This window comes from Pseudohalocynthiibacter aestuariivivens (genome assembly GCF_018457175.1).
Lineage (GTDB): Bacteria > Pseudomonadota > Alphaproteobacteria > Rhodobacterales > Rhodobacteraceae > Pseudohalocynthiibacter > Pseudohalocynthiibacter aestuariivivens.
The window spans coordinates 20,116-39,714 of the sequence record NZ_JAGFNU010000010.1 but is presented as its reverse complement, the minus strand read 5'-3'; the positions used below and the strand labels follow the sequence as shown (position 1 = coordinate 39,714).

The 19,599-nt window shown below is 51.3% G+C and carries 18 protein-coding genes; 10 read left to right on the top strand and 8 right to left on the bottom strand.

Going from position 1 to position 19,599, the window contains the following annotated elements; translation table 11 throughout:
• Positions 1–41: 41 nt before the first annotated feature.
• Positions 42–959: a helix-turn-helix domain-containing protein gene (locus tag J4E70_RS14425; protein ID WP_213890349.1), complete on the bottom strand. Its 918-nt coding sequence runs from the start codon at positions 957–959 to the stop codon at positions 42–44.
• 124 nt (positions 960–1,083) lie between these two features.
• Between J4E70_RS14425 and J4E70_RS14420 the strand changes: the two genes are divergently transcribed.
• The gene (locus J4E70_RS14420; protein WP_213890348.1) at positions 1,084–1,893 is read left to right on the top strand and encodes a cysteine hydrolase family protein; all 810 of its coding nucleotides are present in this window, start codon (positions 1,084–1,086) and stop codon (positions 1,891–1,893) included.
• Between the two features lie 201 nt (positions 1,894–2,094).
• Entirely contained in the window at positions 2,095–3,279 is a 1,185-nt protein-coding gene (locus tag J4E70_RS14415; RefSeq protein WP_213890347.1) for an NnrS family protein, read from the top strand.
• Between the two features lie 5 nt (positions 3,280–3,284).
• Here J4E70_RS14415 and J4E70_RS14410 read toward each other — a convergent pair whose 3' ends face one another.
• Genes J4E70_RS14410 through J4E70_RS14395 form a run of 4 tightly spaced genes read right to left on the bottom strand, consistent with a single transcriptional unit; the run spans position 3,285 to position 6,955 of the window.
• Positions 3,285–4,421, bottom strand: a complete 1,137-nt coding sequence (locus J4E70_RS14410) for an ABC transporter permease (RefSeq protein ID WP_213890346.1) — start codon at positions 4,419–4,421, stop codon at positions 3,285–3,287.
• Positions 4,418–5,347 carry an ABC transporter ATP-binding protein gene (locus J4E70_RS14405; RefSeq protein WP_213890345.1) on the bottom strand — a complete coding sequence of 310 codons (930 nt, stop codon included), beginning with the start codon at positions 5,345–5,347 and terminating at the stop codon, positions 4,418–4,420. The genes J4E70_RS14410 and J4E70_RS14405 overlap by 4 nt, the downstream gene beginning before the upstream one ends.
• Complete coding sequence (locus J4E70_RS14400; RefSeq protein WP_213890344.1) at positions 5,347–6,300, bottom strand: HlyD family secretion protein; 954 nt, start codon at positions 6,298–6,300, stop codon at positions 5,347–5,349. Before J4E70_RS14400 ends, J4E70_RS14405 begins: the two co-directional genes overlap by 1 nt.
• Before the next feature lies 1 nt (position 6,301).
• Complete coding sequence (locus tag J4E70_RS14395) at positions 6,302–6,955, bottom strand: CerR family C-terminal domain-containing protein (RefSeq protein ID WP_213890343.1); 654 nt, start codon at positions 6,953–6,955, stop codon at positions 6,302–6,304.
• Positions 6,956–7,487: 532 nt separating this feature from the next.
• On the opposite strand from J4E70_RS14395, the gene J4E70_RS14390 reads away from it, so the two are divergent.
• The 8 genes from J4E70_RS14390 (at position 7,488) to J4E70_RS14355 (ending at position 16,780) form a co-directional block, all read left to right on the top strand.
• Positions 7,488–8,822, top strand: a complete 1,335-nt coding sequence (locus J4E70_RS14390; RefSeq protein ID WP_213890342.1) for a serine/threonine protein kinase — start codon at positions 7,488–7,490, stop codon at positions 8,820–8,822.
• A complete protein-coding gene (locus J4E70_RS14385) occupies positions 8,819–9,955 on the top strand; it encodes an FHA domain-containing protein (protein ID WP_246531775.1) in 1,137 nt (378 codons plus the stop codon). Before J4E70_RS14390 ends, J4E70_RS14385 begins: the two co-directional genes overlap by 4 nt.
• The gene (locus J4E70_RS14380; RefSeq protein ID WP_213890425.1) at positions 9,939–10,892 is read left to right on the top strand and encodes a PP2C family protein-serine/threonine phosphatase; all 954 of its coding nucleotides are present in this window, start codon (positions 9,939–9,941) and stop codon (positions 10,890–10,892) included. The genes J4E70_RS14385 and J4E70_RS14380 overlap by 17 nt, the downstream gene beginning before the upstream one ends.
• Positions 10,889–12,166 carry a hypothetical protein gene (locus J4E70_RS14375; protein ID WP_213890341.1) on the top strand — a complete coding sequence of 426 codons (1,278 nt, stop codon included), beginning with the start codon at positions 10,889–10,891 and terminating at the stop codon, positions 12,164–12,166. Before J4E70_RS14380 ends, J4E70_RS14375 begins: the two co-directional genes overlap by 4 nt.
• Before the next feature lie 138 nt (positions 12,167–12,304).
• On the top strand, positions 12,305–14,371 hold the full coding sequence (locus J4E70_RS14370) for a dynamin family protein (RefSeq protein WP_213890340.1): 2,067 nt from the start codon (positions 12,305–12,307) through the stop codon (positions 14,369–14,371).
• A gap of 25 nt (positions 14,372–14,396) precedes the next feature.
• A complete protein-coding gene (locus tag J4E70_RS14365) occupies positions 14,397–15,371 on the top strand; it encodes a dynamin family protein (protein ID WP_213890339.1) in 975 nt (324 codons plus the stop codon).
• Positions 15,372–15,548: 177 nt separating this feature from the next.
• Positions 15,549–15,932: a hypothetical protein gene (locus tag J4E70_RS14360; RefSeq protein WP_213890338.1), complete on the top strand. Its 384-nt coding sequence runs from the start codon at positions 15,549–15,551 to the stop codon at positions 15,930–15,932.
• 38 nt (positions 15,933–15,970) lie between these two features.
• Complete coding sequence (locus J4E70_RS14355; protein ID WP_213890337.1) at positions 15,971–16,780, top strand: hypothetical protein; 810 nt, start codon at positions 15,971–15,973, stop codon at positions 16,778–16,780.
• A gap of 49 nt (positions 16,781–16,829) precedes the next feature.
• Here the strand turns inward: J4E70_RS14355 and J4E70_RS14350 are convergent, their stop codons facing one another.
• Genes J4E70_RS14350 through J4E70_RS14340 form a run of 3 tightly spaced genes read right to left on the bottom strand, consistent with a single transcriptional unit; the run spans position 16,830 to position 19,560 of the window.
• Positions 16,830–17,591 (bottom strand): enoyl-CoA hydratase/isomerase family protein, encoded by a 762-nt coding sequence (locus J4E70_RS14350; protein ID WP_213890336.1) that lies wholly within the window; start codon positions 17,589–17,591, stop codon positions 16,830–16,832.
• Entirely contained in the window at positions 17,588–18,889 is a 1,302-nt protein-coding gene (locus J4E70_RS14345) for a phenylacetate--CoA ligase family protein (protein ID WP_213890335.1), read from the bottom strand. The genes J4E70_RS14350 and J4E70_RS14345 overlap by 4 nt, the downstream gene beginning before the upstream one ends.
• Complete coding sequence (locus J4E70_RS14340) at positions 18,889–19,560, bottom strand: TetR/AcrR family transcriptional regulator (RefSeq protein ID WP_213890334.1); 672 nt, start codon at positions 19,558–19,560, stop codon at positions 18,889–18,891. The genes J4E70_RS14345 and J4E70_RS14340 overlap by 1 nt, the downstream gene beginning before the upstream one ends.
• Positions 19,561–19,599: the final 39 nt, after the last annotated feature.

The following is a 19,599-nucleotide window of genomic DNA, read 5'->3' as shown; positions in this document are numbered from 1 at the left end:
AACCTGAACGATCGTTCAAGAATAATTTTCAAACCCGCCAACTAGTTCTTAGAACGGCTTTTCTGGCGAAAGTTCTGAGGGGCCAAACCTGTAAGACCTTCAAACATCCTGCTGAATGCGCTGCGACTGCGAAATCCTACAACTTCGGCAATCCGCTTTACGGGCACATCCGTTTCCTCGAGCATTTTTGCAGCACGCTGAACGCGTAGATTGCGCAAAAGCTCCATCGGGCCACTGCCGTAGGCGTCGGAAAAATGTTTCGCAAAGGTAGATCGGCTCATCCCGACAGCCTCTGCAAGACTTTCAACTGAATGAGCCCCCCCAGGCGCATCCAGCATAAGACGCAGTGCCTTCCAGACCTTTTGATCTTCCAAAGCGCCCATCCAAACCAATGCCCGATCCTGCGCTGACAATCGTTTGCGCAAAATTTCGATCATGCATTGCAAAAGCAGGGCCCGGATCATCGCATTGCTGCCAAGGCCGGGGTTCGAAATTTCGTTTATAATTATGCGCAGAGAAGATTGAATCTCGCTTTTATCGCCAACCCGTTCAACAATTGGTTCGCGCACCAGATCAATCAGATCGCCAGTGCCGTCCAACCCAACCGTGACATGCGTGCACAGCGCTACAAGCTGGCTGTTACCATCCAGTTCCTTTGCCTCAAGAAAATGCTCTGCAAGGTTCAGCTTTGCCGGGCTGCAGGCGGGAAAAAGATCTCCACCATCCCCAAAGCTTCGCAATGTGTGCGAATGCATCGCCGGAACCAGCACGAGCGACCCTTTCTGAACAGAAATACGCTGGCTATCTGGCAGAACAATTTCCCCCTGCCCGGCAAGTATGTAGTGCAAGGTTGCAGTTGGCCTGCGCCCTAGCCCCAAATCGCATTCACCCCGAAGCTCACACAGCGCGAAGGGTTCTGTGCTGACTTCCATTCTGTCGAGAACATATTCAAATGACATAGCCAATAATACCGCTCTCAAGGACGAACTGATACATAAAAATATCAAAAAAGCACGAAAATCGGACCAAAAGGCACACCTGATACTCCACTTTCCTGTTATCGAATAGAAAAGGGAGATCGATATGTCCGATGACCATAGCCACATGAGCCGGCGTGATGCGCTACGCGGTGGTATTGTAGCAGGGGCTGCCGCAGCCGCCACCGTTGCTGGTGCAACCGCTGCAAATGCGCAGACTGATCCATATGCAGATCCGGCAGAACCTGCACTGCCGCCAAGCAACATGAAGCTTGATCTGTCAAGAACTGCACTTGTTGTGACAGATCCACAGAATGATTTTCTAAGCCCGGATGGCGTTACCTGGGGCGTTGTTGGTGAAAGCGTTACCAAACACAACACGGTCAACAACATCGAGCGGCTCTTTCAGGCAGCGAAAGCACAGGATCTGACGGTCGCCGTTTCACCTCACTATTACTATCCAACAGACCATGGGTGGAAATTCGAAGGTGCACTTGAAAAGCTCATGCATAAGATCGGTATGTTCGATCGTGAAGGCCCGCTGAATGTCGATACTTTCGAAGGATCGGGTGCAGATTGGCTGGAACAATACAAACCCTACATCAACGACGGCAAAACCATCGTAACTTCACCGCATAAGGTCTACGGGAATGAATCGAATGACCTCACGCTGCAACTGCGCAAACAGGGGGTAGACCAGATTATTCTGGCTGGCATGTCTGCGAACCTTTGCACGGAATCGCATATGCGCGAACTGATCGAACAGGGTTTTGAGGTTGCCGTGGTGAAAGATGCAACCGCCGCAGCCATGTTGCCCGAAGGCGATGGATACCTCGCCGCTTTGACCAACTTCCGCTACATCGCGAATGCTGTCTGGACAACTGATGAAGTTGTTGAACTGCTGGCTGCTGGCTAAGGCCTTATACACATACACGCGCGCGGGGTTTTGCCCTGCGCGCTTTTAACCGGCGAAAGTAACGCGAACCCAGCAGGGATCATGACGCATCGTCGCATGATCAAAACGCCGGTTGAACTCCTTAACTGACAGGTCCAGTAATTGGGGCGATCAGGAAGCACCACACGTAACGTGTTTCAACAAGACTTTTTTGGAGTTCAAATGGCCAAGATCGCACCCAAAGCCTTTGGCGGCCCGGTTCTTTTCAGCTATGGTTTCAGGCCCTTTTTTCTAGGTGCAATCGTCTTTGCTTCGCTTGTCATCCCCTTCTGGGTCGGTGTTTTCCAAGGAACATTTGAACTTGGGGGATTTTTTTCCCCAATTGATTGGCACATTCACGAAATGCTGTTTGGTTACACCGCAGCTGTAGTCAGTGGCTTTCTGTTCACCGCAATTCCCAACTGGACAGGCCGTATGCCAATCAAGGGCTGGCCCCTTGCTTTGCTTGCTGCCCTTTGGGTACTGGGGCGACTGGCAATGCTTGGGATTTCAGGATTGAGTCCGCCAGCCGTGGCCTTGATTGATTGCGCGTTTCTGGCCGCAATCGGAGCGATGATTTTAAGAGAGATTATCGCCGGTCAGAATTGGCGCAACCTGAAAGTTGTGGTTCCAATTCTGCTGTTTCTGGCCGCGAATCTTCTATTTCATTTCGAAGTTTTGACACAGGGTGGCGCAGATTACAGCCGCAGGTTGGGCCTTGCTGTGGTGATCTTTCTGATCACCTTGATCGGTGGCAGGATCATTCCTAGTTTTACGCGAAACTGGTTGGTCAAATCCAACCCCGGCGCGTTGCCCATTCCCTTCAATCGGTTTGATGCGGTTTGCCTTTTGGCAGGTGCCATCACACTGGTCGTTTGGGTTATTTTACCAGATGCACCCGCAACAGGCGCCCTGCTTTATGTCGCTGCCGCACTGCATCTTTTCCGGCTAACACGCTGGAAAGGTCACCGTACACCTGCGTCGCTTTTGTTGCTTATGCTGCACATCGCCTACGCCTTCATCCCACTGGGCTTTCTGGTGCTGGGGCTCGGTCATACTGTCGCCGCGCTGCACCTTCTGGGCATTGGCGCAGTGGGCGGAATGACGACCGCCGTGATGATACGTGCAACGTTGGGACACACCGGGCGCTCGTTAGAAAGTGGCAAAGCGTTGGGAGCAGGGTTTATTCTGATTATCCTGGCTGGCATAATGCGCAGCGCTGCCTCTGACGCCTATCTTCTGGGGCTTTCCGGGCTTGTGGTTTCTGCAACACTTTGGACCGTTGGATTTGGTTTATTGTTCATTTGGCTCGGCCCCTGCCTTTGGTCGCCCAAAGCCGGCCGTAAAACACCGAACCAACCTGCCTGAGCCTATCAGTCTAGCGTGCGCCGGAACCGTAAAAGCGCAAGCGCCGCGTATGCCAACACGAATAGCAAAAGGGCGGCGAGCGGAGCCTGCACCGTTTCAAAATTAGCCCCCTTCAGCATGACACCCCGGATCATTCGTAAAAAATGCGTCAACGGGAAAAACTCTCCAAGTACCTGAGCCCATCCCGGCATCCCCCTGTAAGGAAACATAAAACCCGAAAGCAGCAGTGATGGCAGGAAAAAGAAGAAAGTCAGCTGCATGGCCTGCATCTGTGTGCGTGACAAGGTTGAAATCGTGTACCCAAGAAGGACGAGCGAAAGCACAAAGACAAAAACACCAAGCAGAATAAGCGAAAGCGTTCCGACAAATGGCACGTTGAACAACAGCTTGGCAGCGGTCAGGACGACAGCGACCTGCACCGCACCAACCACCAGATACGGCAAAACCTTACCCAGCATGATCTCAAGGGGTGTGACCGGCATCGCGAGCAGGTTTTCCATTGTTCCGCGCTCCGTCTCGCGCGTCAGTGCCATTGAGGTCATCATGACCATGGTCATCTGCAGGATCACCCCCAAAAGCCCCGGCACAATGTTGTACTGCGTTATCCCTTCGGGGTTGTAGCGGCGGTGCACGACGACTTCGAGCTGGCTGCGCGCACGTTCAGCGGCTTCTGCCTCCGCCCCCCTTTCGTGCAGCAGCGCATTCGCCGCAACCGTGCCAAGTGTCGAGATTGCGCCAGAGGCAACAGCCGGGTCTGTAGCATCCGCCTCAATCAGCAATTGCGGCCTTTCCCCCCGTTCCACTCTGCGCCCAAAATCTGAAGGGATCGTCACAACGAATGACACTACGCCTTGCGCAATCAGGTTCTCGGCCTCTTGTGCGCTGGCAGTCACGTAGTTGAACCGGTAATACCCGGTGAGCTCCAGAGCAGTCACAATAGCGCGGGTGTAGCGGTCTTGCGTCGGGGCCACCAACGCAGCAGGGAGCTCTTTTGGATCACTGTTGATCGCAAATCCAAACAGGACAAGCTGCATCAGTGGCACACCCAGCATCATTGCAAAAGTGATCCGGTCGCGGCGCATCTGGATGGCCTCTTTCACCAACAATGCATAAAGCCGCCTGAGTGAGAAAAAATGCCTCATGAAACGCCCCCTTCATCGCCAGTCATTAGCTGAATAAAGACATCTTCCAGGCTCGTCTCTGCCTCTGACATCGTTGTTTTTGTTTCTTTGGCGACTTGTGCGACCGACTTTTCCAGCAGCTTTGCATCTTGGCCAACAACGTGAAGTGTCAAGCCAAATGGAGCGATCTGATCAACACCCGGTGCGCCCGCCAGCATTTCGGCAGCTTTCGCAATTCCTGTACCCGTTAAAATGAACGTGCGCAGTTTTGCATTTTTCACGACTTCAGACACCGTTCCGCTGGCAATCAGACTTCCCTGAGAAATGTAGTTTATCCGGTGGCAACGTTCTGCTTCATCCATGTAGTGGGTCGAAACCAGAACGGTCAGCCCTTTTTCTGCAAGCGCATGAATTTCATCCCAGAATTCGCGCCGTGCTTTGGGGTCCACGCCCGCGGTTGGCTCATCCAGCAACAAAAGTTTGGGCTTGTGCATGATACAGGCCGCAAGAGCCAAACGCTGTTTCCACCCCCCCGACAGGTTTCCCGCCAATTGGTGCTGGCGCACCGTAAGCCCTAAATCTGAAAGCGTGTTCTGCACATGCTCTTGCGCGGGGAAAAGTTGATACAACCCCGCAACGAAGCTAAGGTTTTCGGCGATCGAAAGATCTTCGTAGAACGAAAACCTTTGTGTCATGTAGCCGACTTCGCGTTTGATCCGTGCGGCATCACGCAAAAGATCATAGCCTAAAACGCGCCCGGTTCCGGCATCCGGCGTGAGCAACCCGCACACAAGCCGTATCGTCGTGGTTTTGCCAGAGCCATTTGGTCCAAGAAAACCTGAAATCTCTCCCTGTTCAACGGTAAGTGACACCTGATTCACAACAGTTTTCTTGCCAAACCGTTTTACCAAGCCCTGAACGTCAATCGCTGGTTCAGGCACATTCATTACTCGTGATCCAGATAGTCAACATCGACAATCTGGCCTGGCTTTAACGCATCAGCCGTGGTGTCAGGGCGCGCTTCGATCAGGTAAACAAGTTTTTGTCGGTTCTCGACCGAATAGATGACAGGCGGCGTAAACTCCGGACTGTCCGATATATAGGTTACCGTCGCGCGGGCCTCATCACTACAGCCATCGCAATTCACACGAAGGCGCGCGCCAAGGGAAATTCCTGAAATTGCGGGTTCTGGAACATAAAGGCGTAGAACAACGGCACCTTCGGGTAACATAGAAATAACAGGGGCTTGAGGTCCGGCCACTTCTCCGGCGGTGCGTAGTATCTCAAAAACTGTTCCGGCGGCCGGGGCATTCAATATGCGTTTCTCCAACTGCCAGGCAGCAGCATCACGGTGCGCCCTGACCTGCGCAACATTGGCCTCTGCAGCGGCAATTTCATTTGGCCTTGCCGGAAGACGCGCGACAGCAAGATTCGCCTCCATCTCGGAAACGCGTGCCACCGCCACATCACGTGCGGTTGCTACGGCGTCGAATTGGGCTTGCGAGACAATTTCACGGGCAAGCAAACTCTCAAATCTTGCAACTTCTTTTTCCACTTCTGACGCCTGAGCACGCGCAGAAGCAAGCGATGCTTCGATCACATGAATCTCGTCCTCGCGCCGCCCTTCAAGCAGGTTGGCCAATTGGCTCTCCGCGCCAGCCAGCGCCGCGACCGTTTCAGCAAGGTTTATCTCTGCGTCCCGCTGCTCGGTTGTTGCGAGGATTTGACCGGCAGCGACTGTATCACCTCGTCGCACATGTATGGTCTCGATCTGAGTTGTTGCGACAGGGGCGATCAGAACATACTCCCCCTCCACATAACCAGTCGCTAAAGGTAACGGTGGGGAACAAACCGTAAAAAGCGCGCTGATCAATGGGATTGAACACAAAAAGGCTGTCATCTCATTCCTCGCTTGCCGCTGCTAAGGCGGCATGAAGATTTCTTTTCAGAAGGCGCACAATGCGGTCGGCGTCTTGCCTCTGGATTGTTTCCCACTCCATTCGGCGTAAAATCACAGGCTTTCCAATGCGAAAATAGAGCAGTTGACCAATCATGCTAAACACAGCTAGCCGGGTGTCTTCGCTTTCAGGGTCTGTTCCTGTCGCACCCCCCCAAGCTGCACAAAGTTCGCGGTGCTTGGGCTCGATCATGGTTTGATATATGCCGTCAAGTACCGGACCATCCTCATTAATCTCACGAAGCATGAAAGATAAAATATCTTCGGCCCGCGCGCCAAGCAGGAGAAAGCGTGCCATCGCTTCTATTGTATTTTCCAGATGCCGGATCGCCTGATCCTTGCTGGCAAATGGCGTCTTCACGCCGTTCTGAAGAACTTTGGTCATTTGCGCTGCAATCGCCTTGCCGCAAGCAAGACGCAAACCATCTTTCCCACCAAAGTGGTATGCAATGGCGGCTATATTCGCGCCTGCTCGCGCTGAAATTTCTCGCGTTGATGTTCCGTCAAAACCTTGCCGTCCGAACAAATGCAGCGCAGATGAAATCAACGCCTCACGGGTTGGTTCTGATTTTTGTTTTGAGGACGTGGGCTGGGTCAAATTCAATCCTCTGCTTTCGAGCTATATTAAATCAATCGTTTGATTGTGTCGAGATGAAAGACAATGCCCCTTTTGATTTTCCCGTTCGCATTCAATGTAGCGTCAAATCAATCTGCCAAATGCAAACTCGAGAGCCAGTTGCGAAACAGTGATTCCGCAGGGGCATTAGGATCAGGGTGCCCCGAACAGTTTTGAAAGCGATAGAGCACTCGCAAAATTCACCAACCCGTTCGGTGTCTAAAATTGCAAATTTGACTATAGAATCCATCGCTGTAACGTATCTCAGGTACGAAAAGTAAGCCTTTGTTTTTAAAGCTTATTAATTATTTAGATGACCTCCTGAAATCGCATCGAGCGGCGCTTAAATCCAGCGCACTCTCTAGTTTCCATAGCAATGACAATTGGTCACAATCCAGTCGCATTGTTTATGAACTTGAACATTATTTGGCCAAAGTCCTACGCGAATATAGTTCCAAGCACGAAATCCGATGGCTCTTTTTGCCGTCATTTGAGCAAAAATGTGTAGGGACGTATGAACTCGGCACTCAACATGAATGGTGATCTTACTTCGGCCGAAGTCTCTGATGAGCTTCGGCCCGGAACTCGACTTTTGCACGGTCAGTACGTCATTGAAAGCTTTCTGAACGTCGGAGGCTTTGGACTGACATATCTGGCACGGGATAGCCTGGATCGTACTGTTGTCATCAAAGAATGCTTTCCAGGGTCGCTTTGCACAAGACAAGACAACATTGTCCGGGCCAGGTCTAATTCCAATCAGGAAGAGTACAAATCAATTGTCCGCATGTTCGTGCAAGAAGCGCGTCGTTTGGCGAAGCTGGATCATCCCAACATCGTTGGGGTTCATCAGGTCTTTGAAGACAACGAAACAGCATATATGGCACTCGATTTCATCGAAGGTCAGGATTTGCTCGACATTATCGAAGATGATCGTCACCAGCTAAGTCCAGATCAGCTTCGCAACACGCTGTTAAAGCTTCTCGATGCGATCGCCTTTATTCATGATCACGGCATTCTGCACAGAGATATCTCGCCGGATAATATATTGCTCGAAAAATCTGGCAGTCCGGTCCTGATCGATTTTGGCGCCGCACGCGAAAAAGCATCCCGTGCAAGCAGAGTTTTATCAGCATTGCATGTGGTGAAAGACGGGTATTCGCCACAAGAGTTTTATATCGCCGGAGGGAACCAAAGCCCTGCAGGTGACATCTACGCGCTCGGAGCAACATTCTATCATGTTTTGACAGGCGAAGCGCCACCAAACAGCCAGACGCGGCTTGCTGCAATCGCTGCAGATGAACTTGACCCATATGTGCCGCTTCTGGGGCAACTCGAAGAGTATGACGAGGATTTTCTTGGAGCACTGGACAAGGCGCTTAACGTTTTCCCGAAAGACCGCCATCAATCTGCACAGGAATGGCTGCATCACATAGATATGAAGAAGCGCCGTGAAGCCGCGCTGGAGCGCGCGCAAAAGGACACAACGGTTGAAAAATCAATCTCTCAGTTGGTTGCAGAGACAAATCAGGCCGTCGTTCAAGCGAAGAAACAGGAAGCCCTTCACGCAGAAAAATTCAAAAAGTCGCCACCCGTCGTTGAGAAAAAGCCATTCTTCGACTGGTTGGATGACGAGGATTGGCTGAAGGACCACAAACCTGCAAAGCCTAAGAAAGTTAGGGCTGCAAATCCGTTTTCCAAAACGCAAACGGAGAACTCCGCAGAGACAAGAAAACCCAACGAAAGCAAAAAACGCCCGTGGTTTCTCAGCGCCCTTAGTAAAGGGCTGAAGGGCCGCATCTGGGCTTCGAAAAGAGGTTCAGAAAAACATTATGGAAAGGTAGAGCTATGAACTTGTTCAAAAGAATAGTCCCGGGACAAAACCGCGAGGACAAACCAGAAAGCGCCATCACAGATGGTGAAATGGTCCAGTTTTTTCCGGAGACGGGTGAGCCGCGTCAAAAAGGCAACACCCAGTTCGAAGGGTCGGGTTTTCTTGAGAACAATGATCAAAACATCCTGGACAACGCAACACTCAACATGAGCGAACCATCACCTGACGAGTTTGCGCCAAACTCTGATGACCTGGCGCCAGATACCCGGTTCGGGGATGTTACCGGAGAGAGCCATACAGCAGTCCCTCCCCAAGTATCCCTTTCTGCCGAACAGCCTGCCAGCCCTTCCACAACGATGCAAACCACAAGTCTTGAGGACAGGTTGGCATCACTGAGCCAACAGGCAAGACCTGAATACAGTTCCGAAACCGCAGATCAGACGCTGAACACCCAGTTGCGTTCAGCGTTTCGGGAACTCCCACCAGAGCAACCGCAGGAAACTGAAACAGACGCAGCTGCAATGGCAGCCGTTCGTGGCATGTACTCTGAAATGCAGGAACACTCGGTTGTTGCAAAAGAACAAAGCCCGGTGGTCAGCCAAACTCCGGACGTTGATACAACACCGCAAGCCGTTGAAGTGCCCGCACCTTCCGCTGGGCGTGCCGGTCGCCGCTCAGGTCGTGTCAAAACCCGCCTGCTCGGATTTCAGCATTCTTCCGACGCTGAAATAGATCCTCTTGCTGCCGCAGCCGGCAACGCAACGGCCCGCGACGACGTGAAATTTCCGGTCGGATGGATCGTTGTGGTCGAAGGTCCCGGCCTTGGATCAAGCTTTACACTCTTTAGTGGTGTATCCCCGATCGGTCGTGGCGAAGACCAATCCGTGAAACTCGATTTTGGCGATACCAGCATCTCAAGGGTAAACCATGCGTTGGTTGCGTATGACCCAGAGCAAAGAAAGTTCTTTCTAGGTCATGGTGGCAAAGCCAATATCGTTCGTCTGAACGATCAGCCGGTTTTGAGCACCGAAGAGATGACCAACAGCGATCTTATTCGCATTGGCGAAACGACACTTCGTTTTGTTGCCCTTTGTGGCCCCGATTTCGAATGGAGCGCTGACCAAGAGGACGACCATGTTACGATCATGTAACATCGAGTTCGACGCTGCTTCGGCTATCAGCCAAGGCAAGCGTGCATACCAGGAGGACGCCCTGATCACCGATTTTCCAATCGGTGGGGATTTGGGTGTCGCCGTCCTTGCTGACGGGATGGGAGGCCATGCCGCAGGTGATGTAGCGAGTAAAATTGCAGTAACCGAAGTCTTCAGTGAACTAAAGTTGCGAAGCGGTAATATTGATACTTTCGCACAAACCGCACCACGCGTACTGCGCGAGGCTGCGTTGGTGGCAAATGAATGCATCAAGAACCACTGTCATGCCAACAGAGAAACCAAAGGGATGGGAACAACACTTCTTGCCCTCACGTTTCTCAAAAGCCGACTGTTTTGGATTTCAATTGGCGACTCTCCTTTATTTCTATTTAGGAACAACAGGCTGAGGCAAATAAACGAAGATCACTCGCTTGCACCTCAAATTGACCTGATGGTTAGATCGGGTCAGATGACAGAAGAAGAAGGAAGGTACCATCCGGAACGCAGCTGTCTTACTTCAGTCGTATGTGGTGGTGGCATCGCCAGGATTGATTGCCCGGAAAACGCCCTGCTTCTGTCAGATGGGGATATCCTTGTTCTCGCGAGCGACGGACTCCAATTTCTGAGCGACGACGTGATCGCGAATATTTTACACGCCAACCAGGCCAAAAGCAGTGCCGAAATTACACGCATTCTTTTTGAATCCTTGGAAAAGCAAGGCGACCCAGATCAGGATAATTTTGCCTTTTCTGTCGTCAAGGTACGTGAAGAAAACAAAAATGCGCTCGAACGCACTCCGAAAAACAAAAATAAACTCGCGGTGGTAGCGCAGCGCCAACAACACGAAAACAGCCTGGTGGATCTGGCAAGAAGTGCCTTGCTGAAACTTACCTTCTTTTTTCGTGGTGCTGCTTACTCTCGAAAGGGAACACAATGAACTACGAACAAATATTAACCAGTCTTAAATCAACGCTTGAATCGGATTCCGTTCCGGCAAGCGCGCGTAAGACAGGTGAAAATTTGCTGAGCAAGCTGACGTCGCCCATTAGGATTGCAATACTTGGATTACCGAACAGTGGCAAATCGCAGCTTCTGAACATGCTGGCTGGAATGAGAATTATTCCCGACGGCATGAAGCTGCCAACACTCGAACTTACGGCTGGCCCACTTCCCCGCACTGCAATAACGCGTAACAATCAGGTCGTACATCACTTTGACCGCATTGCGCTTGAGCCAACAGATGTCACCGACGCGCAAAGCATCTTCATCGAAGCGCCAATACCGATCCTTGAAAAAATCAGCCTGCTGGAAGTGGTTTCGGACGGTTCTCTGCCAAGCCAAACAGCTGCTGTTAAATGGGCAACTGAGCATTCAGATATTCTGATTTGGTGCACACAGGAATTCAGCGATCTGGAGCTTTCCCTTTGGAACAACGTATCAGACGCTCTGAAAGACCATGGGTTTATGGTGCTGACCAAAGCAGATGAGCTGCACAGAAGCGGTGTCTTATCGCAGCGCATCGCAGCGCTTCAGAATATCGTAGCAGATGAATTCCACAGCTTGTTGCCAGTGGCCACTCTTCAGGCCGTCAAGGCCATGGACACAGAAGGCACCCGGGACGAGGCCGGATTAACGGCCAGCGGCGGACGGGCTGTTCTGGGCGCTATAATCAAACACGTAGAACAAGGCCGGCGCGCCGATGTTGACAATGCACGTCTGTTCCTGCTGCGCTACGGAGCCCAGTTTACGAAGGAATTTTCCGACGCAAGAGGCCCAAAACCTCTTTCTGCAATTTCAGAAATTGGCGGGAACCGAGGAGGGCCCAGACTGGTCCCCCAGCCCGGTAAAGGCGTTGCTCCGGTAATCGAAGCAGCGTCTAATAAAGAAGACGCGGATAGAAAGCTCCTGAAACAGGCCCTTGCCTTTTTGCAAGAGAGAGCTGCGAACCTGACGGAAAAACTTGAAAACGGAGATTCAGAAGGATTTGAAGGTTTGCTGATCAAATGTGCTGCGACCGCAGACGAACTTACTGAAATGTTCAGCGAACACGAAATCAGCCGCGAAGATTGTTATGCGCTTCAGAACGACATCATGGAAGCATCGGAAATGATGCTGCTGCTTACACTGGAAAAAGGTGTCGAACCCGCAGAAGATGCCGTAACAATTTTGCTTCAGATCAGACGCGAAATAGAACTCAGATTGGCAGCGTAGCCACGGACAATTTTCGCCGGAGAAACGCCACATAATCGCCACGATGTAGCGAATATTATGCCTAGTTGGGTCTTAAGTATGAATCTGTTGCCATGGCATGAACAATGAAAGCTTAGTTATGAGTTGGGCAGGTATAAAATGAAAGATGAGAGTGGTCTCTCAGCGTTGCATAGTGCAGCGACCGATGCCTCGAACGTCCATCTGCTAAAGATTGGGTTCGAAGGGCTAGAGGGTTTTCTTGCCAAAACCAATGACTTGGATTCCGTCCTTCGTGATCTCAGCGAAATGGATGACGCGAACACCCGTAAAAGCGCGATCGCCCTGCAAAAGCAACTTCACGCGCTAGAGCCGAGCGTGACCATGGTCGGACAGGTTAAATCCGGCAAAACATCGCTCGTGAATGCGATGGTCGGGTACCCAAATCTTTTACCAGCGGATGTCAATCCCTGGACCTCGGTCGTGACATCTTTGCACATTGACCCAACTGCCTCAAAATCGAGCAACAGAGCGAAGTTCAAATTCTTTGATCAAGATGAATGGTCACGCCTCATCGAAAAAGGCGGTCGAATGGGCGAGTTGGCAAGCCGAGCAGGCGCCGACGAAGAGCTTGAAAAGGTCAAGCAGCAGGTCGAAGAAATGCGCGAGAAATCACGCACACGGCTTGGCCGCCGATTTGAACTTCTTCTCGGACAAGAACATGACTACGACAGTTTTGATGAGGAACTGATCAAAAGATATGTCTGTCTGGGCGATGATTTTGGCGATGACGATACTTCGACTTCCACCGATGGTCGTTTTGCCGATATCACGAAATCCGCCGATCTGTTCATGCAACGCGCAGAGGTGCCGCTAAAACTTTGCATACGCGACACCCCCGGCGTCAATGATACTTTCATGATGCGAGAACAAATCACAATACGCGCGATCCGTGACAGCCGCATATGTGTGGTTGTTTTGTCTGCCCATCAGGCGCTTTCCACAGTCGACATGGCTTTGATCCGGCTCATTTCGAACATCAAGTCACGAGAAGTCATTATCTTCGTCAATCGGATCGACGAACTCTCAGACCCTGCCACGCAAATCGACGAGATTGAACAAAGTATTCGTGAAACATTGCGCACCCACAACGGGCCAGCCGATGCTCAGATCATCTTTGGCAGTGCCTACTGGGCTGGTAACGCGCTTTCAGCAACACTCAACTGCCTGTCACCCGACAGTGCTCAATCGTTGTTGAACTGGGCGGAAAAAACTCTTCACGCAAGCAAAAAAATTGACACTCCACAAGAACTGGTTTGGAAACTATCGGGCATCCCATCTCTTTACGCAGCGCTTTCTGAACGAATTTCAGAAGGTATTGGTCAAGACGCAATTGAAAAAATTGCGCGCTGTGCCAGCAACCTCGCCAAAGGGATAGAGGCCGCGAGCCACCGCTTGGCGTCATGCCCGGACGGCGCGCCAACGTTCTGTATGGACAAGCAGACTTTGCTTTCGGAACTGGAAAGAATTGAAACCCGCAGCCTAAGAAAACTTGAGACTGATTTCGAAACACTCGTTTCCAGCTACCATTCACGCCTGGAAAGATCTCATAAAAGCTTTCTGGAACGCGCCACTGCGTCGCTGGTTATGCATCTCGAGAAATACGGTGAAGATGTAATCTGGACCTATGAGCCAACCGGTTTACGGCTCTTGCTACGTTCGGCTTACCAAATATTTGGAGCCAACACGCAGAAAATGACGAAAGATCTGTTTGACTCTGCCGCCCGTGACATCAGCGAGATATACAAACAAGCCTTCGGTTTAGAGGATAACTTTGAAATCGAAGCTCCTGTTCCTTCTCGTGTCCCGCCGCCTATTGTAATCGGTCAGACAATCGCACTCGATATCAAAGGCAACTGGTGGAAAAACTGGTGGCAGCGCAAGCGTGGGTATCAAGCGTATGCTGCCAACTTCAACGAAATGATCATGGCTGAAACAGACCCCATCGTGCGTGACCTGAAGGTCACTCAGGTGGCATCAGTGCAAAATGACGCGACATCAACGCTTAAGCAGTTTCTAGCTGAACAAAGATCGACTTTGCTGGGCTTTGGAGAACACGGTGGTTGCAACCAGGAAGATTTCGATGGAATTTTCGGCAGTCCGGAAACAGAAGGACGACTGAACGCGATGAAAAATACTATAGCAAACCTCGCCAGGGATGCTGCGTAAAGATCAGAACAAAGGGGTTCATAAAATGACAATCGCCGCACTTCCTGCACCTTCTTCTGGTGATAGCGAAACAAGAAAACCCAGAATCGCGCTCATGGGCGAATTCAGTGCGGGCAAAAGCACGCTCTCCAATCTCTTGATTGGGTCTACCCCGCTTCCGGTAAAGGTGACGGCGACGCAGCTTCCTCCGGTCTGGATAGCCTATGGCGACAAAGACCCCTTTCTCGAAGACTTGGACGGAAATATCCATCCTGTCGATCTGAATGAACTTGACATCGTTGACCCCAATGAAACACGGGTGATCCGGATTTTCCTGAAATCCGATATGCTCGAACTTTGTGACCTGATCGACATGCCTGGTATTTCTGATCCCAATATGTCACCCGAAAGATGGGAACCAATTTTAGATCACGCCGATGGCGTTATCTGGTGCACCCATGCAACGCAGGCTTGGCGCCAAAGCGAGGCCGCAACCTGGGCGTCGATGAAGCCCGAACTTTACAACAAAAGCCTTTTGTTGCTGACACGTTACGACAAACTATTAAACGAAGTAGATCGGCAGCGCGTTCTAAAGCGCGTTAATCGCGAAACAAAAGATATGTTCGCCGGGTGCTTTCCAATTTCACTGGCTGAAGCTGTTGCAGCAAAGGACGACCGTGAGAAATGGGAAAACAGCGGCGCAGAAGCATTTTCTGAAAGGTTGGTCGAGATACTCAATCAACTTTCTAACACCCTTGGTGGAGGTTCAGACCACTCTTCTGATTTCGCGTTGAAAGACACACTGATTAACAAAGCTACCCCGGCGCATGATGAAGATAAAAGAGCACCAGATGGTGCCGTGCAGCCCGGCTGGGTTGTGCCCCGCCGTGTCAAAATAGCGAGCTCGAACATCGGTGAGCGCCCGGGACGACCATCACGCGTCGGTGGAGGTCCACCGCATTCCAGAGATACCGTTCATGAAGCCGTGGATGATGAAAACCGAAAATCACAACCGCTCTGAGTATGTCGTTTCGGATTCCGGTTGAGAATATTGATCTTTGTCTTTCCCGCGATTCCGAAACTAAGAATGTTCCAAATTAAAAAATGCAAATTTCAAAGAAACATTTCGCGTTTCATTTGATCAGTTTACGTTTACACTATCTTAACAAACGTTTCAGAAAACTGACAAAGAACTTAGATGAATATCTCGCGGCAGCTGGACACCTTGCTTCAGGACTTTCCGAATTGCGAAACCGTCGCTTTCGCGGATATTTCGACGGGTTTGGTTCTGTGTTCGAGTACGCGCAAAACCATGAGCCGGGGGCAATTGGATGCGCTTTGTGCTGCTGCGATAGAACTGCTCAACGGAAAGCAGGCCAGTTTAGCTTCGGCAACACTGGATCCGAATGGAAACGCAAAGGTGCAGGAAGCACTGCTTATGGAAGATGGGCTTTTAAATATTTTCGTGCGTTCTTCAGTTGTTTCGACAGAAGCGCTTTGTTGCATTTGCGTGCCCGAAATAGAGATAGATTCCTTTATTGATCGGGCTTGTTCCGAACTTGCCAATTTCGATACTGACTAAGATGCGGGAAAGAAACGTAAGAGAGTGGGTCTGCAATTGTGAACGATATCAATAGGCTCAAGAGCAAGCTGGAAAAGCTGGGTGCTGAGGAATTTGGTGCAAAAAGCGACGGTCACGTCTTTAAGGTCAGCAACCTTGATGAAGTGATGACAGTAATGTTGCGCGAAATTGACGAGACATTACTTGGTCGTGAGCTTGAGTTTAGAAACGATCGCGGCGATATGATCGGGCTTGAGGTCTCGGGCCGGCGCTTGCTTTGCGTAAGCAAAGTTTTACCTGAAAGACTGGCCACTTCTTTCAAGTCTCTTTTGAAGGTTGCGACATTTGATGCGCATGGGCCCGAAATCGACGACATGGCACGGTTGCTGGACGCATTTTCAGAAGAAGCGACAAAACTGAAAGTAACCTCACACGGCCTTTCCCGGGCGATGGGGTCTTCAGAGGTCGGATGCTCACCAGATTCTTTGGCGCAGGCGTGGTCATTGGATGCCGTGGAAACAACCGAAGAAAATGAGGAAAGCGCGGTCGCATCCTTTCTTGCATCTTGTCGGGATATCGCCTCTGCATGGATTCAATTGAAAGAGGGCTCAGTTACTAGAAAATCTGGGGATGAAGCCTTGATTGAACGCCTCGTAAGCCTCGCAAGCGACGGTTTCTCAATCCCCGATATTGGGCTAAAGCAAGGCGGGAACTCTGCAGAAGCCAAAAGATGCATTGTGCTAAGATCTCCGTCACTGGAACAACACTCCGTTCTTTTTGCAGAGAATGAAAACCGCGCCGCGCTCGTGCTTTTCCCTGCAGAAAACCTTTCGCAAGTCATCTCCAAATGGCATAGCGCCGTCGCCTGAAATCTGGTTTTGAACGCACCACGGGCTTCACGTGGTGTACACCCCTTCTTTAGAAGGAAGACAACCGTTTTGTCGTTTCCGGGTCCATAAAACCAGCCACCGTCGCGTCAGTTTCAAGTTGCAGCGCGCGATGCAAATCTGGCGTTGCGATGGCGTTCAGCACTCGTTTCATTGAGCGCACCGACAAGGTAGGCAGATCAGACAAACGTTCGGCCGTTTCCTGTGCCTTTTCAAGAAGCGCGTCATCCGCCTCGACGCGCCATGCAACCCCTGCATCCAATAGGTCGTCTGCTGTGTATTTTTCCCCAAAAAAAAGCATTTCGCGGGCTTTGTGCAGGCCTACCATCGACGGCAGCAGGGAAGTTACCGCCCCGGTTACAAAAATGTTTAACGAGACTTCAGGGAAAAACCCTTTCGCGCTTTTGCCCCAAATTGGGAAATCGCAATTGATCGCCCATTCAAAACCGCCACCAACGGCCCAACCGTTGATCGCGCCTACAACGGGCTTTGCCCCAAAAATGATGGCATGGGTTGCGCGTTGAATAGCCTGAACAAGATCACGCGCTTCCTCTTCAGAGTCAGGGTGAACATGTTCGCGCCGATCGTCCCCTGCGCAAAACGCTTTGCCGGCGCCCGTGAAAACGATTGACCTGGTCTCTGTATCTGCGTTTGCATCGTCAAAAGCCCGCGCCACTTCGTCAATCAACTGGCGGTTCATTGCATTCAGGCTTGCAGGCCGGTTCAGCGTGATCGTTCTGACGCCTTTTTCACCAAGAACGCTCAGCACGGTTTCATAGGTTTGCTCGGTCATTCGTAACTCCTAATCACGCGTCTGGTTTTTCCCTCTGTTACAGGAAACGCCCCGTGCGGCAACAAGCTGACATGCGCGGAAGCCCCAAGTGTTTTTTTGAATTTCTTTTCGATCTTTCGGGCAAGTTCCTGCGATACCGGACGACCAGACGCCAGTTCAACTTGCACAGGAAGCACATCGTATGGCGGCGGTCGATCCAGCACGATCCGGTAGTCACCCGTCACGTCCTCAAAACTGTTGATCACGGTTGCGACCATTGTCGGGAACATGTTGAGCCCCCTGACAACAATCATATCGTCAGAACGGCCAACGACACGAAACCGAAAGCCTGCGCAGCCGCATTGACAAAGCTCTGTTTCATCAATGGCGATAATGTCACCTGTACGAAACCGAACCAGCGGCTGACAGTCCCGCACAAGATGGGTCAATACCAACTCTCCGGTTTTGCCGGCTTCAATAGGTATCGGTGTTTCGCTCTCGGGGTCGATAAGCTCAGGGTACAAAACATCCTGCGCAAGAAAATGAAGACGCGTATCGTATTCACATTGAGCGGCGAAATTCGAAAACACATCTGAAACGCCGAAGTTTGCATTGCGCGGCTCGAACCCCCAGGTGTTTTTCAAACGCTCCCGAAACGTTGGGTCATCAAGCCCCGGTTCACCGCCAAACAACCCCAGCCTGAGACCCAGATCACGCGGGGCCAACCCGGGAAACTTTTCCGCGATGACGCGTTCAAGAACCGCGGGATAGGACGGAGTGCAGGAAATGGCCGTGACACCAACCTCTTTTATCGTTCTGATCAGAAGTTCAGTTCCACCAACGCCGAAAGGTATGACAAGGGCACCCGTTGCCTCAAGCGTCAGGTGATCAGTCACGCCGCCCATCCACATCTGGTAATTCAGGCAATGCGCAACCGTATCATCAGGTGTCAAACCTGCAGAACTTTGTGCCCGCCCGCCGACAATCTGGGTAATCTCAGCGTCCCGCGCTGACAAGGCGAGGTTCATTGCCTGCCCGGTGGTTCCTGATGTTCTGTGCAAACGAACAGCCGCGCGCTTAGACGCCGCAAGGTAATTTCCAAAAGGGGGATGATTGGCTTGAGAAACACGGAGCTGCGCCTTATCGGACAGTGGCAGGTTGGGAAGGTCTTTTAGATCCTTCGGAGGGACCGCTCCCTCCCAGAGTTTATGATAAAAGTCAGACTTGGCAGCAACATATGCGCTTTGCTTTTCCCATGCCTTCTGATTGTGAAGAAAAAGCTCAGCGCTGTTCATTTTCTCTGCGTTTTTTACAAGCATTAAGGTTCCATCCCTCTGCGCCAGAGCAAATTAAGGGTGTCGATCACGGCGTCCCTGTCGCTGGAGAAAGACGCCATATTGGGATCGTTTGAAAGCAGTAGACCTGTCAGGTACTGATCTGTCATTCCGCCAAGCGCATAGGCCCGGCGCATCAATTCATCATGCGCCAAAGACCTGCCTTCCAGTGCAAGCCGCCGTTCTGTCGCCGCGACGACATTTTCAAGCCATTGTCGGTTTAGTGTCTGGAACGCTTTCTTCGCTTCGGGAAACCCATCCAGGTGGTTGATAAGGCATTTCATCAGGCCGGGATTTTGCTCGAACAACGCGACATATGTGGCGGTTGCTGCGCGCATCGGATCTGCGGGTTCCTGCTGCGACGCCCTGTGCATCTCGCCTTGGACAAAAGAAATATACCGGAGCGCTACGTCACCGACCAGAATGTTGCGGTCGGCGAAATATATATAGAACGTACCATGCGCTATTTTCGCCGCTTGGCAAATTTCGGAAACTGTTAAATCAGCGAGGCTAAGTTTGTTCAGGCAATGGCACACAGCAATGCGAATATTTGCTTTCGTCCGCTCGCCCTTTCGTGCGTCTTTTGCGGCGCGTGCAAGTTCGGTAGGAAAACCAAAATTCCCTTTGGTTGCCAGTTTTCGTGCTTCGGCATTCATTAAATGTATTCTCATTAAATAAATATGACATCAGTTTCA

Bases quoted from the DNA above. Each gene is read 5' to 3' on its own strand.
- J4E70_RS14375 (WP_213890341.1), top strand. From the start codon at position 10,889: ATGAACTACGAACAAATATTAACCAGTCTTAAATCAACGCTTGAATCG.
- J4E70_RS14340 (WP_213890334.1), bottom strand. From the start codon at position 19,560: ATGAATGCCGAAGCACGAAAACTGGCAACCAAAGGGAATTTTGGTTTT.
- J4E70_RS14385 (WP_246531775.1), top strand. From the start codon at position 8,819: ATGAACTTGTTCAAAAGAATAGTCCCGGGACAAAACCGCGAGGACAAA.
- J4E70_RS14415 (WP_213890347.1), top strand. From the start codon at position 2,095: ATGGCCAAGATCGCACCCAAAGCCTTTGGCGGCCCGGTTCTTTTCAGC.
- J4E70_RS14420 (WP_213890348.1), top strand. From the start codon at position 1,084: ATGTCCGATGACCATAGCCACATGAGCCGGCGTGATGCGCTACGCGGT.
- J4E70_RS14365 (WP_213890339.1), top strand. From the start codon at position 14,397: ATGACAATCGCCGCACTTCCTGCACCTTCTTCTGGTGATAGCGAAACA.
- J4E70_RS14400 (WP_213890344.1), bottom strand. From the start codon at position 6,300: ATGACAGCCTTTTTGTGTTCAATCCCATTGATCAGCGCGCTTTTTACG.
- J4E70_RS14370 (WP_213890340.1), top strand. From the start codon at position 12,305: ATGAAAGATGAGAGTGGTCTCTCAGCGTTGCATAGTGCAGCGACCGAT.
- J4E70_RS14410 (WP_213890346.1), bottom strand. From the start codon at position 4,421: ATGAGGCATTTTTTCTCACTCAGGCGGCTTTATGCATTGTTGGTGAAA.
- J4E70_RS14350 (WP_213890336.1), bottom strand. From the start codon at position 17,591: ATGACCGAGCAAACCTATGAAACCGTGCTGAGCGTTCTTGGTGAAAAA.
- J4E70_RS14360 (WP_213890338.1), top strand. From the start codon at position 15,549: ATGAATATCTCGCGGCAGCTGGACACCTTGCTTCAGGACTTTCCGAAT.
- J4E70_RS14380 (WP_213890425.1), top strand. From the start codon at position 9,939: ATGTTACGATCATGTAACATCGAGTTCGACGCTGCTTCGGCTATCAGC.
- J4E70_RS14390 (WP_213890342.1), top strand. From the start codon at position 7,488: ATGAACTCGGCACTCAACATGAATGGTGATCTTACTTCGGCCGAAGTC.
- J4E70_RS14405 (WP_213890345.1), bottom strand. From the start codon at position 5,347: ATGAATGTGCCTGAACCAGCGATTGACGTTCAGGGCTTGGTAAAACGG.
- J4E70_RS14345 (WP_213890335.1), bottom strand. From the start codon at position 18,889: ATGCTTGTAAAAAACGCAGAGAAAATGAACAGCGCTGAGCTTTTTCTT.
- J4E70_RS14425 (WP_213890349.1), bottom strand. From the start codon at position 959: ATGTCATTTGAATATGTTCTCGACAGAATGGAAGTCAGCACAGAACCC.